We start from the raw sequence: 14,473 nt of genomic DNA on the forward strand, positions 1-14,473 counted from the left end.
GTATTGTCCATTATATGTTTCGCATGACATGGCAATAATGGTTATGTCTGAATGACGAAGAATGTAATGAGTACCCCCTCCTAATGATTAATCTGTAACAATATCAATGATAACGCTAGCCCGTGAGCGTGGTATATAACTTGATGAACGTATTTAACCGGGTTTACTTACACCGTGAAAGGAGAAAAGCCGAATGGCCAATCAAGCTATAGATGAGATTGATCTGAGGATCCTGCATGCGCTTCTCGACAATGCGCTCCTGACCCACAAGGAGATTGGAGAGAACGTTCATCTCTCAGGGCAGGCGGTTGGTGCGCGAATTCGCAAACTGCAAGACTTGGGTGTTATCGAAGGGTATACGCTGCGTTGGAATCCTGAGAAGATCGGACTTCACATACACGCCTTTCTAACCGTCTTCATTTACGCCAATCAATCACATCAAGCCTTTCGGAACTTTGTCCAGTTGACGGAGTCTGTGATGGAAGCACATCGCGTTGGCGGAGAAGGCTGCTATTGGTTGCGCATACGGACTAACGACAGCTCGGAGCTGAACAAGCTATTGGAGGAAGTTCTGAGGTATGGCAACTATAGGCTGAGTATCTCGATCGAGAACGTTAAGTAGTCTAACTTTCTAGCCTCCACAACACCGGCATACATAATGACGGGAGGAAATGAACGAATGAAAAGAAGAGCACCCCGCGGGTGCTCTTTTCGGATTGCTTGCTGATGTTACGCTGCTACGTCTCTCTTCGTAAACACGAGCCACGCGGTTAGATTGAACAGGATGAAATACATGATCAACATGAGAATCGAAAAGTTCATCGTCATCCCTTCCTGAAACGGCCGGTCGCTAAGATACTGCGACAAGTCAATATTGGCGAATAGCAAGTATTTACTCCACGCGTACGGCTGCAGAAGTCCCATAAAGATCAGGCCTCCGAAGAGGGCGAAGATCGAGAAGCCAATCGCCATGATACTGCTGCGGAAAGCTGAAGAGATCATAAAGGCCATCGTGACGTAAATGACGGTCGAAACCCCATTAAGTAAGTACAATTTCCACAGGTGCCCAAACATATTTCTTTCAACTATGCTGCCAGCATCGTTAATGCTGATAAGCGGCAAGTTCCAATACTCAAACTTATACAGCAGCCCGTTTAATAGTAAGGAAACGATGAACAGGACGACGAGCAGGAGCAAACCAAATATAATCGTGGATATATATTTGGACACTAAAATTTTGGTTCGGTTCGCTGGACGAATCAGCAGCAGCTTAATCGTCCCCGTCGTAAATTCGCCAGCTAAACTGTCCCCCGCTACGATGACAGTGAACAACGTGATTAAGATAATCAACTCCGCCGAACTATTAATGCCGCTCCACATCGTCCCCCCTTCCGGGTGAATGTCATTTGCTAATTGGTAATCGTATACGGCTATTCTCTCTCCAAGGTACTTCCGAGCCTCCTCACTTAGTTTCGGCTGCTTCAGAGATTCAGTGAGTTCCTGTTTTTGCTCGACGACATGATTACGCCATGCATCTGCTTCTCCGGATTTGTCATCATAATACCAATCCATAAAACTGCCTAAGAAGACAACTACAATCATAATGGCCACCATGAGCCATGTTCGTATTCGCCGATAGAGCTTCATATTTTCATTCAAAATTAAATTAACCAACTTGTTCGCCTCCTGTCATTTCCAAGAAACGATCCTCGAGTGATTGTCTCACGACTTGAACACCATAGATGCGAACATTCTGACGCATGAGATGGGCTAGAATGTCAGGTATGCAATCACGCTCCGTCACGAGTTCCACACCCTCAGGAACGACCTTCGCCTCTTTGACGCCAGTCATCCCCGCGATAGCCGCGAGAACTTGTTCTGACGGCGACGCTTCGATCAGATACGTTTTCGTTCCATCCTTCGATTCTTGCATGAAATCTTGGATCGTCTTCACATCGACCAGCTTCCCCTGCTGAAGGATCGCAACCCGATCACACATCAGCTCCATTTCGCTGAGCAAATGGCTGGAAACAATCACCGTAATACCCTCGTTTCGCGTCAGATAGCGTAAGTAATCGCGCAGTTCACGAATTCCCGCAGGGTCAAGACCATTCGTAGGTTCATCAAGAATGAGCAGCGACGGCCTGTGGAGCAATGCTTGTGCCACACCCAATCGCTGACGCATACCGAGCGAATACTTCTTTACTTTGTCATGAATCCGCGTCTCCAGCCTTACCAGCTTGACGACTTCGTCGATTCGCTCCTTGGTCACCCCTGGCACCATGCGTGCATAATGTACCAGGTTATGATAACCGCTCAGGAACTTGTACATCTCAGGGTTCTCTACAATGGCGCCAACATGGCGAATGGCCTGCTCGAATTCGTTTTGAATATTCTTCCCTTTGATCACAATCTCGCCTTGCGTGATGGACATCAAGCCAACCATCATGCGGATCGTTGTCGTCTTACCAGCGCCGTTAGGCCCCAGGAATCCGAATATTTCACCTTTCGGCACGTCGAAAGTCAAATTATCAATGACCGTGGTACGGCCGATTCGCTTCGTAACACCGCGCAGACTTACGATAGACTCACTACTCATACGGAATCACCTTCTCCCTTTTGTTCAAATATCAGAATTTATAAGATTACTTGCCTTGCACGATCAAGTCGCCCGACTTCATCTTGACGTCAACTTTTCTAGTTCCTTTGCCCACGATGCCGCTCATGCGGGTGTCATATTCGCTGTCTTTCACGGTTTGAATTGGCAGCGGAAGCAGTGTCTGAATGCGTCCCCCACTTACCGCGGCATCCAGCGTATATCCCTCATCCTTTGGTAAAATGAAGGTCATATCGCCGCCAGCTTTAGACTCAATCCGGGTATCTCCTTGCATATGATCGAATTGCATATCAGAACCGCGACCCATCACGTCCACGAGACCCTTCATTTCCCGGAAATATACCGAACCATATTGCGTTGTCCCAGTAACTTTACCCGTGATGTCAGTTAAATGTGTAATACCCGATTGGGTATCCAACACCAGATTACCTTGTGTTTGGTCCATATTCACTTTACTGGAACGGCTTACTAGCACCACATTTCCCGTGATATCGGCGATATAAAGGCTGCCATTCGTGGAATTCACGGATAGCTCTCCCTTTACTTCCACGATTTCCATAAGACCGCTCACGGAGGAAGCCGACACATTCCCATTCACACCGCTGATACGTACAGTCCCATCTTCATTCTGAATCACCGTTTTCATGCCATCAGGCAGAGAGAGCACATAATCAACAGATACGTAGTCAGGATCGATCGACTTGCCATTCGCCTTCGTCACGAGAGTCAGTTGTCCATTCTGGATGTTCTCTTCTACGGTAACCGCTTCTCGTCGGCGAGTAGCCGCCTCTGTATCAGCCCCTTTGGCGGTAACTGTATAATCCAGCCGAATGTTGGAAGAATCAGAACGCATTACCGTAACTTTGCCTCTTCGACTAGCTAGAATTACTTCTTGAATGTCTTTCTTCGCGATCTCCGATTGAAATTGCGCGGTTTGGGTATTAGCCCGACTAGCCCCGCTAATCTCTTCCATCTTTTGACCATTAACAAATTGATTACCAAATCGTTCAAATATGTCTTCCTCGAGGAACGTAATATCTAAGATGGAGAGCAAGAATAGAAACGCAACCGAGGTGAGCAGAACACTCCTTTTTTGGTTGAAAAACATCCTTACACCTCCACTTCTTTCTCAAAAATAAATCCATTCAGCGCTGTCAAACCAATGCAAAGAAGAGCAATTCCAATAAACGCACCTGAATGTAAAAAAGCCACATCAGACGACTCCCCGCCACCAATCACCATTTCTGGCATCCATGCCAGAAGACCAGCTATCAAAGGGCTAATACGTAGAACAAGCCATAGGATACCAAGAAATGCGATTAGCATTACAATCCATTTGAATTTTGCGACAAGCTGGCCGCACAGATAGGTAAACTGCACCAAGATTAGCAGCAACAGGAGGGTTAGAACTCCCATCCAAAAGAAGTTCCCAGCCACATTAAACAGGTTAGGCATAATCGAAGACCAATCCTGGCTTTTGCTTAATTCTTCCCATTGGCTCCGCAGCAGCAGAATACCATAGCTAGCGGCGATCCATACAGATGATACAATAAGCAGCGCGATCACCGCTGCCAGCTTCACTGTCAACACCTTCCACCCTCGCATTGGCAAGGAAAGGAGAAGGTAAATGGAGTTCGATTTCCACTCCGTATAGAGTTGATAATAGCCTGTTCCCAAAGCTATCGCAGCTAGAAATAGATAAGGCAAGATGAGTGCTAACACCATAGTTACATCCATGTCGATGACAGTACTTTTAATAAGAATAAACAGATGCATAAGCAGAACTGCCATCGCAAAAACGCCATATAGGGGGAATATGCTCCTTACTTCTTTTCTAAATAAATTCCAAACGGCCATCTACCCGTACACCTTCTCCCATATATTTTCTAACGAGCAACCATACGTCGCACGTAAATTTTCTGTGGAGTCAAATATCGTAATCTGGCCATTCTGTAGAAAAATGACATCGTCAAACATCGGCTCCGATTCATTCACCGAGTGGGTAGACAGAACGATCGTCTGGTCCTCGGACTGGAATTCGCTAATTATGGAGCGAATGATTTTGGCCCGTGACGAAGGATCAATCCCGGAGAACGGCTCGTCTAGCAGTACAAGCGGAACCTTGCGAGCCAATACGGCGATTAGCTTTAACCTAGCTCGCATCCCCTTCGAGAGATTCCGAACCTTCTGGTTTTCGTCCAACTCCATCTTAAGAAGCAATGCTGCTGCCTTATCTTCCTGCCAATCGGTATAGAATCCAGCGATAAAACGCAATGTTTCCTTCACCGTCATCCATCCGTAGAGATGATCAATCTCCGGCAAGTAAGCCACATGCTTCTTGTTGTGCACATCAGGCTTGCTGCCGCCAACGAGAATGCTGCCTGAAGTCGGATGAATTAATCCGGCCAGCATCTTAAGCAAGGTTGATTTCCCGCTGCCGTTAGGCCCTAGCAAACCAACAATCGTACCCTTCTTAATCTGAAGATCAATCCCTCTAACAGCATGTTTAAATAAATATTTCTTATGTATAGCCCTCAATTCGATCATGTACGGATTCTCTGAATAGGACACGATTTATCCCTCCTTGTTTAACGTAACACGGAGCATATGCGCCATTTCTTCCGGCTCAATGCCCAGACCGCGCATGTCTTCAATGAATTGCTGCACTGCGGCTTGCGCCATTTCAGAACGAATCGATTGCAATATGGCAGAATCATTCTTGATAAAAGTACCCTGTCCACGCAATGTTTCCGTCAACCCCTCTCGTTCCATCTCTTGGTAAGCCCGCATTACTGTGTTCGGATTTACTTGTAAGAGTTGAGCCTGTTCCTTGTGAGATGGGATTTTGTCCCCAGGCTTAAGTTCGCCTCTGGCTAGCGCTTTCTTGACCTCATCGACCATTTGCAAGTATATCGGTTTCGGACTGTTAAAATTAAGTTGCACGGTTCTACCCTCCTCTGCACCGCAAAACAGTACACTATTGAACTAGTGCACTATAAGAATATTGCTATTTATGAAGATTGTCAATCCCCATTATCCACTCTTAAAATGTGATTTTCATTCACTAAGGATTGAAAGGTGCGATCTTCCTCATTCTCCTGTGTACACTTACGTATTATTTGGAATTTCGGACGGATAGATGTTGTTGTGAATAACGCTGGAGGCCTTTAAGTTATCGGTGTAGTACAATTACATTGATAACTTAAGGTATTTTCTTTTAAAGCGCTAAAAGGAAGGATTAAAATCATTGGGTAAAAGACAGGATATTATGGCTGCAACTTTAGATGTGATACATGAAGAGGGATTACATTCTGTCACACTCGCGAAAGTACTTAAGAAAGCAAAAGTGGGATGGGGAACAACATTCAACTACTTTGAGAGTAAGGAAGTATTAGTTAACGAAGTTTATAAAGAAGCCCGAATCCATATGGGTAATTTTCTAGCATCCGAAAGAGTTTTTATTCATTGACTTATATTCATATTCCCCTCTTATTCCTGCTTCTCTTCGTGATTTCGATTTAGCCGGATCAACGAAGGCTGTGCAATCAACAATCAATTGAAGCGTCATGGAAAGCAATTCAACAACAAGACTTATAGCTTCACTAATCGCGCAAAATACACTCAATCGCTTCCAACTCTTCAGAGCTGAAGTCAAGCCTGTTGAGCGCGGCTACGCTGTCTTCGATTTGGCTGACGCGGCTGGCACCAACTAGAGCCGACTGTGATCGCCCCTCTCGGAGTACCCATGCTATTGCGAGTTGAGCCAGACTTTGGCCTCTCCCCTTTGCTATCCGGTTCAACTGCACCACTTTCTCCAACTTTGCCTGCTCACTAATATATTTGGTCGTGTTTCCAGCATTCTTGGAAGCTCTGGATTCTGCAGGGATGCCGTTCAGATATTTGTCTGTCAAAGCGCCTTCCGCCAGCGGTGAGAATGCGATTGAACCATAGCCATTGCCATGCAGAAGCGTCTGCAGTTCGGCCTCCGGTTCACGGTTGAACATGGAGTAACGGCTCATGTGGAATGCACAAGGAGTACCTAGTCTGCTAGCTATTTCAATAATTTGTTCCATGACTTTAGCACTGTATCCCGTGGAGAATCCGATGTAAAGTGCCTTTCCTTGGCGAATGAGCAGGTCAAAGGCCGCGATCGTTTCTTCAAGCGGTGTATCTGCGTCAAACCGATGGGAGTACAGCACATCGACATAATCGATGCCGATACGCCTGAGGCTTTGCTCCGTACTGGCGATAATATGCTTGCGCGTGCCGCCTGCACCGTAAGGTCCTTGCCACATGTCGTATCCGACCTTCGTCGTAATGATCATCTCGTCTCGATATCTGGCAAAATCCGCTTTCAGTACGCGGCCGAATGTCTCCTCTGCCGAGCCTTTAGGCATGCCGTAATTGTTGGATATGTCGAAGTAAGTAATGCCAAGATCGAAGGAACGCAGTAGGATGGCACGCGCATTCTCATAGTTGTCCTTCCCTCCGAAATTTTGCCACATGCCAAGTGAGACTGCGGGAAGCTTCAATCCAGTTTTCTTGCAAACGTTATAATGCATACTTTCATAGCGTGCATCATCTCCCAAATAATACATGTAGTCCCCTTCTTTCCTTTTACAATTCCCCATAATCGTACAGTTTTAATGGCAAATTGTCACTTATGTGCTACAGCAATCAAAAAAGCCCGCGATGAACGCGGACTTCATTTCATATAGTGATATTCCAGCAAGTTCTTCAAATTTGAGATTTTCTCCAGCAGACTCTCCCCGACATTTGTTTCCCTTACCAGCTTCCGCTCTAACTCTTTGTCCACCAGCCTTTTTATAGATAATAGGTCCGTTCCGCTGCACAACACATCCTCTTTTGAATTGAATTTCTGATGGGCAACGAGTTGCATACCAAAAGAATTATATAACAAGGTATACCCTGCGATCCCTGTGGTAGATTGATAAGCTTTAGAAAAACCGCCATCAATGACAACTAATTTTCCGTTTGCTTTAACAGGGTTCTCACCTCGAATTTCTTTAACTGGCGTATGGCCGTTAATAATATGTCCATAATCCGGATTCATTTCAAATTCCTGAAGGATTTTCCGGCAGATCTCCTCATTTTCACGTAAATGGTAGTAAGGATTTTTCCTCTCTTTATAGGTGTCTTTATCCTTGATAAAGTACCGTTCGAAGGTTGTCATTTCCCTCTTTCCAAACAGTGATGAACATTCCCCTGTCCAGATGTACCATACGATATCCGTAGCCAGATCATCCGTCACCTCAGGATGTGCAAAGGCGTAACGCAAGTAATATTCAAGAATATCGAGCAGTTTACGGCCCGAATACGTCTTGTCTTCAATCTGCATTTCTTTCATGTTCCCATTATTTTCCAAAGGAATACAACCGTGAAATAATAAATTCCCATTGTATTTTAAATACAAGCTGCCTTTTTTCATAAAAAAATTCATATGTCTGGCCAGTTTTTCGGAATGCTGAACAGAGAACAGCAACTTCTCCATCACCTGCTGTTCTTCCTCCAGCAGTTGTTCAGGGAACTGCGGATGAACAGTTGCGAAACAGCTGTTTACTAGAGGGTACATTTTTTCTCCGATTTTGATTTCAGTTTTGTCGAAATCAATATGCTCGAGCAAAAGCCTTTCAGACATATTAAAATAGGGGCGTCTTTTGATAATCGGAATTTCAAGCTTAAACTGGATCATGGCAATAGCTTGATGTATTTTGGTAATCTGCAGGATTTCCTCTTCCGAACGGTTAAGATTACTCTGCAGATTCGGTCTAAACGCCGGATTGTCATCGTAGTATTTCTCCGCCAAATTTAGTAATGGGCGAAGATTGATGCCATATACGTTTTCAATAATGTCCAGATTGTCGTATCTGGCGCAGATCCGAATAATATTCGCAAGGCAGACTAGGGAGCCCGAATAGGCACCTATCCACAGGACATCATGGTTTCCCCATTGAATGTCAACAGAATGGTAGTTGATTAGTGTGTCCATAATTTTATCGGGGTCGGGTCCACGATCATAGATATCTCCAACAACATGAAGATGATCAACTACCAGGCGCTGGGTCGTATAAGCAAGTCCAATAATGAGATTGTCAGCCTGGCCTAAGGAAATAACTTGCCGGTATATTTCCTCATAATACGGGTCCTTATTGTTTGTCGAATCCGTTTTATATAGAAGCTCTTCCACAATATAGATAAATTGCTCCGGCAGGGCTTTACGCAATTTAGAACGCGTATATTTGGAGGAAGCATAAGAAATGAGTTTAAGCATGTGTTCAATCGTTTGTCTGTACCATCGGTTCAAAGCTTGTTTATTGCACAGGTTTTCTTTAACCAGTTGTATCTTTTCTTCTGGATAATAGATTAACGCGGTAAAATCATTGATTTCCTGATCCGTCCAAACCTCTCGGAACAAGGTTTTGATTTTCTCCTTTACAGTACCTGATCCGTTTCGTAGTACATGCTGAAAAGCCTGAAATTCCCCGTGCAAATCACTGACAAAATGCTCAGTTCCCTTGGGAAGATTGGAGATCGCTTCAAGGTTGATGATTTCTGTTACGACTTTTTCTTCCGTATCATAAATCTGGGCTAATAAATCTAGAAACTGTTCATCCAAATTAATGTCCTCCTAGGTAATCTCTCCTTTTTTTATATTATTTTGCCACAAAGGGAGTCGTCTATTCTTGTTCTCACAGTGATTTAAACATGCACAAATAAGTAAGCCCAGCAATCCATCTCTGGGTTGCTGGGCTCTCTTACGTCCGGGTAATAGCCAAATCCAAATTTACTTAAAATGATTTCGCTAATTCACGTGCTTTACGTTTGGCTTTATCTTTTATTGCCTGTGCTTGATCAGAAGCTGCAGCCATTCCTTCAACAAAAATCGCTTCAAAACTTGGCACGCCTAGGAATTTCATAATGATATCCAAGTGACGATGGCCCATTTCTAAACTCGCCATCTCCGAACCGGGCGACAAAAAGCTTCCGCTTGCTTGGATGTGAACCGCTTTTTTTAGATCTAATAAACCAACTGGTCCCTTGTCTGGAACATACTTAAATGTTTTACCTGCAACACAGATTGAATCAATATAAGCCTTCAATACAGGAGGATACGAAAAATTCCACGTTGGATTTACAAATACATACTTATCCGCTGCTACGAATTGTTCAACGATTTCATTCAAACGATCAACTTTGGCTTTTTCCGCATGGGTTAAGTCTTCTCCAGCTGCCAGCTTTCCCCATCCATTAAATACGTCGGCGTCAAGGTCAGGAATATCTGTTTTATAGAGATCAAGATGAATAACTTCATCCTGAGGATGCGATTGAAGATAACTCTCGATAAATTCAGCTCCTACTGCCATGCTGGCCGAAGCATCTTGGTTATTCGGATGCGCTGTGATATACAAAACTTTTTCTTTCCTGTCATTACCCTTAGAGCTACCGAATACCTTTTTCAAAAATTGGATCATATACCATGACTCCTTCAATACTTAGAATGTTTTTGCTAGTTTCCAAGCTTGTACGATTGCATTTTCTTTAATTTGACGAGCTTGATCTTGAGCTGCTGCCATTCCTTCTACATATACGGTTTCTAAGTTTGGAACCCCAATAAATTTCATAATGACGTCTAAATGACGATGTCCAATTTCAAAATCAGCATAGGCCGAGCCAGGAGATAATACACTTCCGCTTGCTTGAATGTGAATAGCTTTTTTGCTTCCAAGCAGACCTACAGGACCATTCTCAGTGTATTTAAAAGTTTTACCTGCAACGCAAATTGCGTCAATATATGCTTTCATAACAGGAGGAAAAGAGAAGTTCCAAGTTGGATTAACGAATACATATTTATCTGCAGCTACAAATTGATCTACCAACTCTCCGAGTCGGCTAACTTTGGATTGCTCGGCATTCGTTAATTCTTCGAAAGATGTACCTGACCCCAATTTGTTCCAGGCACTAAATACGTCAGCATCTAGTCGCGGAATATCCATTTTGAACAGATCAAGATGTTTAATTTCATCATTTGGATTACCTGCTCTGTATGCCTCAAGAAATTGCTTGCCAACGGCCAAGCTATATGAGGCTTCAGTCTCGTTTGGATGTGCTGTGATGTACAATAAAGTTGCCATGAAATATTTCCTTCTTTCATCTCTTTTTTTGGAATTCAATGATTCCTAAATTAAAGCTTCTTACATTTTGTATGTTACTATAAATAATTAATACTCGTCAATTAAAATAATTTCCCAAGTATAAATTGTAACAATTTAACAAAATATATAACCAAATTGATACTTGGATTGAGGTCTAGACATGAATAACTTCCGTAATGACTATAAAAACCGTTATTATTTAGCTAATGTTACTTCATTCGGTACAATTCAACTCCATCAACGAAATCCCACGATCGTTGCGCTATGGTCCATCGCATTCCCTGGATTCGGTCATCTTCTAGTACATAAATTTATCACTGGCTTCGCCTTGTTTTTCTGGGAGTTTTATATCAATCAATTAACCCAGCTGAATACAGCCATCATGCATTCCTTTAACGGCGATTTCGCCCTAGCAAAGGCTGTATTGAATGAGAAGTACATATACCTTTATATTCCCGTTTATTTATTCGCTATTTGGGATAGCTACCGAACGGCTATCGATGGAAATAAGCTTCATTTGCTCGCCAAAAGGGAAAACGCCAGATACCCAAGCATCTCGGTGAGCCCTTTCGAAATGATCTATTTGGATAAGAAAAAGCCGTGGCTCGCCTTGGTCTGGTCGATGACAATTCCAAGTCTAGGACAACTGTATATACATCGGATCTTAGGAGCTGCTCTAACACTGGTAATGACCATGTTTATTGTGATTCATTCCAACATGATTGAGAGCCTTCATTACTTTATGTTAGGTAACTTTCCTAAATCAAAGGAAGTTATGGGTGCGCAATGGTTCCTTTACTTCCCGTCTATTTATTTCTTTGGTATGTATGATTCTTACTCCAATGCTGTAGAGCTAACCAAACTTTTTGATTGTGAGCAAGCCGATTTCTTGAAAAGAGAATATCAATCGCACGACTTTGTTGTATACAAGGGAGACAAAATCTAATGGGTATACAATTCTTCTCTACATTTCAGCATTCACATTATGTAGAGCTTGCTATTAGTAAACTTAAAGAGAATGAGATCGTCAATATCTACGCTGTTCCACTTGATAATCGTTCAATAGACATGAAACTGTTAGATAGCATGCACGGTACAGACGGAACCTCGTTAGTTGATATTGCACTTGTACTTGCCATGATGGGTGGGACGATTGGGGTATCTCGCGGATTTGTTCTATATTGGGGACCTGTTTTTTGGGGACTAATTGGTGCAGCTCTCGGTTTTGCTATTGGTTTCATATATGATCTTACAAAAAATATAATTAAACGAAAAAAACTCAGAACTGCGAAGACTAAACTAGGAGAAGTTATATTAATTGTTCAATGTACCAAAGAGCAATCCCTGTTAGTGGAGCAGACTCTGTGGGGAAACTTGGCACTCGGAGTTGCTAAAACTCACATGCATACAACTCAAATCGAGTCACATTCATGATTATAATACAGCCATATTCGCGTTGCAGCAGCCAAAGTCTTACAAGAAGCCCTAGCGGTCAATTTGACGAGATGAGAACGATGATGCAATTATTATTTTCAAAGCTCTAACTTCCGAGGCAAAGCTACACAATACCGAGACTTAATCCGTGGCGTATTTCTGGAAGAGATTGCCCTGTTCCTCAGTTAGCAGACAATAGGCTTACGCCTGAATTATCAGGTGTAAGCCTATTTCATTCCGAATTTGTTTGACTAATTAGTCGCTATCATTATCATTACTGAAAATCTCATCCAACTCTGATATATGGTCGTTTGCGGCTGCCTGAATCGCTTGATCGACTTCATTACTCCCTTGAATTTGCTCAGCTGCTTCGGCTTGATTGTTCAGTTGCTTCACAATTTGGCCTGCACCATGTGCACCTTGATGTCCTCGACTCGATGTCATCGTAGTTGTATCCTCCCTTTTCGGTAAATGACTTCCAGCTATATTATGGCGCTATTTCCCACCCTTATTCACGGCAATTATACCTGAATAATAATCGGCAATATCATTGGCATTCTTTTGGTTTGGGTGTATAAATATTTGCCAACGGCTTCTTTAAGCGCTTGTTTATAGAGACCCCATTGGATCGTTTTTGCCTCTTGCAACTGTGTGATCGTTGTTAATGCAATTCGATGCACTTCCTCCATTAACTCCTCTGATTCTTTAACATAGACGAACCCGCGGGATATAATATCTGGTCCTGTTACAACGGTGCCATCCGATTTACTGAGAGATAGCACAAAAATTAGAATGCCATCTTCAGACAACACTTTACGATCACGTAAAACGATATGACCAACATCGCCAATACCAAGACCATCTACCAGTGTATTTCCATTCGGAATGTGACGCTCTTGACGAGCAATTGCGCCTATAAAGTCAACGACCTCGCCGTTATTGATGATAAATATGTTATCGGAATTCACACCAACAGCTTCAGCTAACAAACGGTGCTGATACAACATACGGTACTCCCCATGTATAGGGATAAAGTATGTGGGCTTCATTAAGGTCAGCATGAGTTTCAATTCTTCCTGACTGGCATGACCGGATACATGCATGCCCGTTACGGATCCAGAGCCGTAGATCACTTTAACTCCTTTGGCGAATAAGTTATCTACGATACGAGCTACGTTCCGTTCGTTACCAGGAATAGGTGTTGCTGCTAGAATGACAGTATCACCTTGAGAAACTCCGACTTGGCGATGAGTGCCACTCGCTAAGCGGGCTAATGCAGCCATGGGTTCCCCTTGACTTCCTGTACAGAGGACGACGAGCTCATGCGGCGAGTAACGGTTCACATCTTGAGCTTCAATTAACATATCAGGAGGCATTCTCAAGTAGCCTAGGGATATTGCTATTTCTACGACATTGACCATACTTCTCCCTAAAAGGGCGATTTTCCGATTTGTTTTTTCCGCTGCAACAATGACTTGCTGCAACCTGTTGACGTTAGAGGCAAAGGTCGATAAAAATATTTTTCCTGTTGCCTTGGAGAATGCTTCCTCAATATGATCGCCAACGAAGCGCTCAGAAGGCGTGAAGCCTGGACGCTCCGCGTTCGTGCTCTCAGAGAGTAGAGCTAGTACACCCTTTTGACCGATCGCTGCCATTTTATGAATATCTGCATATTGCTCGTTTACTGGCGTTAAATCAAACTTGAAGTCGCCTGTATGTACAACTACACCTTGCGGAGTATCAAATACGATACCAAGGCAATCAGGAATGCTGTGATTCGTTCGAAAGAAACTTAGCGGAATCCCACCTAATGTAAGGTTAGTATTTGCATCGATCTCATGCAGTGTAGTCGAGCCTAGAAGACCATGTTCTTTTAATTTTGCTTTAATAAGGCCTAGGGTAAGACGTGTAGCATAAATGGGCAGGTTCAACTGTTTAATTATATAGGGAATACCGCCAATATGGTCCTCGTGTCCATGCGTAATAATCAAACCCCTCACTTTATCTCTGTTTTCAAGCAAATAAGTGATATCAGGAATGATCAGATCTATCCCTAACAGGCTTTCATCTGGAAATTTGGAACCACAGTCGATAACAATAATAACATCGTTATATTGAATAACGTACATATTTTTCCCAATTTCGTTCACACCACCAAGAGCTACGATTGATAGCTTATCCTGGGTTGATTTCAATGCAATAACCTCCATAGCTAACGGTTAAATTCTAGGTGAGATTCGCCGATTGA

General features: G+C 43.3%; 16 protein-coding genes and 1 pseudogene. 5 read left to right on the forward strand and 12 right to left on the reverse strand.

Going from position 1 to position 14,473, the window contains the following annotated elements; genetic code table 11:
* The first annotated feature begins 193 nt into the window (after window positions 1-193).
* The gene (locus tag A8708_RS27465; RefSeq protein WP_068668976.1) at window positions 194-622 is read left to right on the forward strand and encodes an Lrp/AsnC family transcriptional regulator; all 429 of its coding nucleotides are present in this window, start codon (window positions 194-196) and stop codon (window positions 620-622) included.
* Between the two features lie 107 nt (window positions 623-729).
* Here A8708_RS27465 and A8708_RS27470 read toward each other — a convergent pair whose 3' ends face one another.
* From A8708_RS27470 to A8708_RS27495, 6 genes are read right to left on the reverse strand one after another with little or no spacing between them, the layout of a single operon-like run.
* Window positions 730-1,674: an ABC transporter permease gene (locus tag A8708_RS27470; protein ID WP_068668978.1), complete on the reverse strand. Its 945-nt coding sequence runs from the start codon at window positions 1,672-1,674 to the stop codon at window positions 730-732.
* Window positions 1,667-2,599: an ABC transporter ATP-binding protein gene (locus tag A8708_RS27475; RefSeq protein WP_068668980.1), complete on the reverse strand. Its 933-nt coding sequence runs from the start codon at window positions 2,597-2,599 to the stop codon at window positions 1,667-1,669. The genes A8708_RS27470 and A8708_RS27475 overlap by 8 nt, the downstream gene beginning before the upstream one ends.
* 46 nt (window positions 2,600-2,645) lie before the next feature.
* On the reverse strand, window positions 2,646-3,725 hold the full coding sequence (locus A8708_RS27480; protein ID WP_068668982.1) for a DUF4097 family beta strand repeat-containing protein: 1,080 nt from the start codon (window positions 3,723-3,725) through the stop codon (window positions 2,646-2,648).
* Between the two features lie 2 nt (window positions 3,726-3,727).
* On the reverse strand, window positions 3,728-4,474 hold the full coding sequence (locus tag A8708_RS27485) for a hypothetical protein (RefSeq protein WP_068668984.1): 747 nt from the start codon (window positions 4,472-4,474) through the stop codon (window positions 3,728-3,730).
* A complete protein-coding gene (locus A8708_RS27490) occupies window positions 4,475-5,188 on the reverse strand; it encodes an ABC transporter ATP-binding protein (RefSeq protein ID WP_082927840.1) in 714 nt (237 codons plus the stop codon).
* A 3-nt stretch (window positions 5,189-5,191) separates the two neighbouring features.
* Complete coding sequence (locus tag A8708_RS27495) at window positions 5,192-5,560, reverse strand: GntR family transcriptional regulator (RefSeq protein ID WP_068668986.1); 369 nt, start codon at window positions 5,558-5,560, stop codon at window positions 5,192-5,194.
* Between the two features lie 325 nt (window positions 5,561-5,885).
* Between A8708_RS27495 and A8708_RS27500 the strand changes: the two genes are divergently transcribed.
* The gene (locus A8708_RS27500; RefSeq protein WP_204787649.1) at window positions 5,886-6,086 is read left to right on the forward strand and encodes a TetR family transcriptional regulator; all 201 of its coding nucleotides are present in this window, start codon (window positions 5,886-5,888) and stop codon (window positions 6,084-6,086) included.
* A 133-nt stretch (window positions 6,087-6,219) separates the two neighbouring features.
* Here the strand turns inward: A8708_RS27500 and A8708_RS27505 are convergent, their stop codons facing one another.
* The 4 genes from A8708_RS27505 to A8708_RS27520 all read right to left on the reverse strand — a co-directional run bounded on the left by A8708_RS27505 (window position 6,220) and on the right by A8708_RS27520 (window position 10,770).
* Entirely contained in the window at window positions 6,220-7,215 is a 996-nt protein-coding gene (locus A8708_RS27505; RefSeq protein ID WP_068668990.1) for an aldo/keto reductase, read from the reverse strand.
* Window positions 7,216-7,322: 107 nt separating this feature from the next.
* Complete coding sequence (locus tag A8708_RS27510) at window positions 7,323-9,254, reverse strand: fructose-bisphosphatase class III (protein WP_068668992.1); 1,932 nt, start codon at window positions 9,252-9,254, stop codon at window positions 7,323-7,325.
* Window positions 9,255-9,426: 172 nt separating this feature from the next.
* On the reverse strand, window positions 9,427-10,110 hold the full coding sequence (locus tag A8708_RS27515; protein WP_068668994.1) for an NAD(P)H-dependent oxidoreductase: 684 nt from the start codon (window positions 10,108-10,110) through the stop codon (window positions 9,427-9,429).
* Window positions 10,111-10,131: 21 nt separating this feature from the next.
* Window positions 10,132-10,770 (reverse strand): FMN-dependent NADH-azoreductase, encoded by a 639-nt coding sequence (locus A8708_RS27520; protein ID WP_068668996.1) that lies wholly within the window; start codon window positions 10,768-10,770, stop codon window positions 10,132-10,134.
* 181 nt (window positions 10,771-10,951) lie between these two features.
* Here A8708_RS27520 and A8708_RS27525 point away from each other — a divergent pair, with 181 nt between their 5' ends.
* The 3 genes and pseudogenes from A8708_RS27525 to A8708_RS37145 form a co-directional block, all read left to right on the forward strand.
* A complete protein-coding gene (locus A8708_RS27525) occupies window positions 10,952-11,737 on the forward strand; it encodes a hypothetical protein (RefSeq protein ID WP_068668998.1) in 786 nt (261 codons plus the stop codon).
* Window positions 11,737-12,225 (forward strand): hypothetical protein, encoded by a 489-nt coding sequence (locus tag A8708_RS27530; RefSeq protein ID WP_239696868.1) that lies wholly within the window; start codon window positions 11,737-11,739, stop codon window positions 12,223-12,225. Before A8708_RS27525 ends, A8708_RS27530 begins: the two co-directional genes overlap by 1 nt.
* A 15-nt stretch (window positions 12,226-12,240) precedes the next feature.
* Window positions 12,241-12,399, forward strand: a pseudogene (locus A8708_RS37145) (manganese catalase family protein); the annotation flags it as partial.
* Between the two features lie 81 nt (window positions 12,400-12,480).
* Here A8708_RS37145 and A8708_RS27535 read toward each other — a convergent pair.
* Both A8708_RS27535 and A8708_RS27540 read right to left on the reverse strand, forming a co-directional pair.
* The gene (locus A8708_RS27535; RefSeq protein ID WP_068669000.1) at window positions 12,481-12,669 is read right to left on the reverse strand and encodes a hypothetical protein; all 189 of its coding nucleotides are present in this window, start codon (window positions 12,667-12,669) and stop codon (window positions 12,481-12,483) included.
* A gap of 77 nt (window positions 12,670-12,746) precedes the next feature.
* Window positions 12,747-14,420 (reverse strand): ribonuclease J, encoded by a 1,674-nt coding sequence (locus tag A8708_RS27540; protein ID WP_068669002.1) that lies wholly within the window; start codon window positions 14,418-14,420, stop codon window positions 12,747-12,749.
* Between the last annotated feature and the right edge of the window lie 53 nt (window positions 14,421-14,473).

The sequence above is a fragment of the Paenibacillus oryzisoli genome (assembly GCF_001653565.1).
In the GTDB taxonomy this organism is placed as follows: domain Bacteria; phylum Bacillota; class Bacilli; order Paenibacillales; family NBRC-103111; genus Paenibacillus_E; species Paenibacillus_E oryzisoli.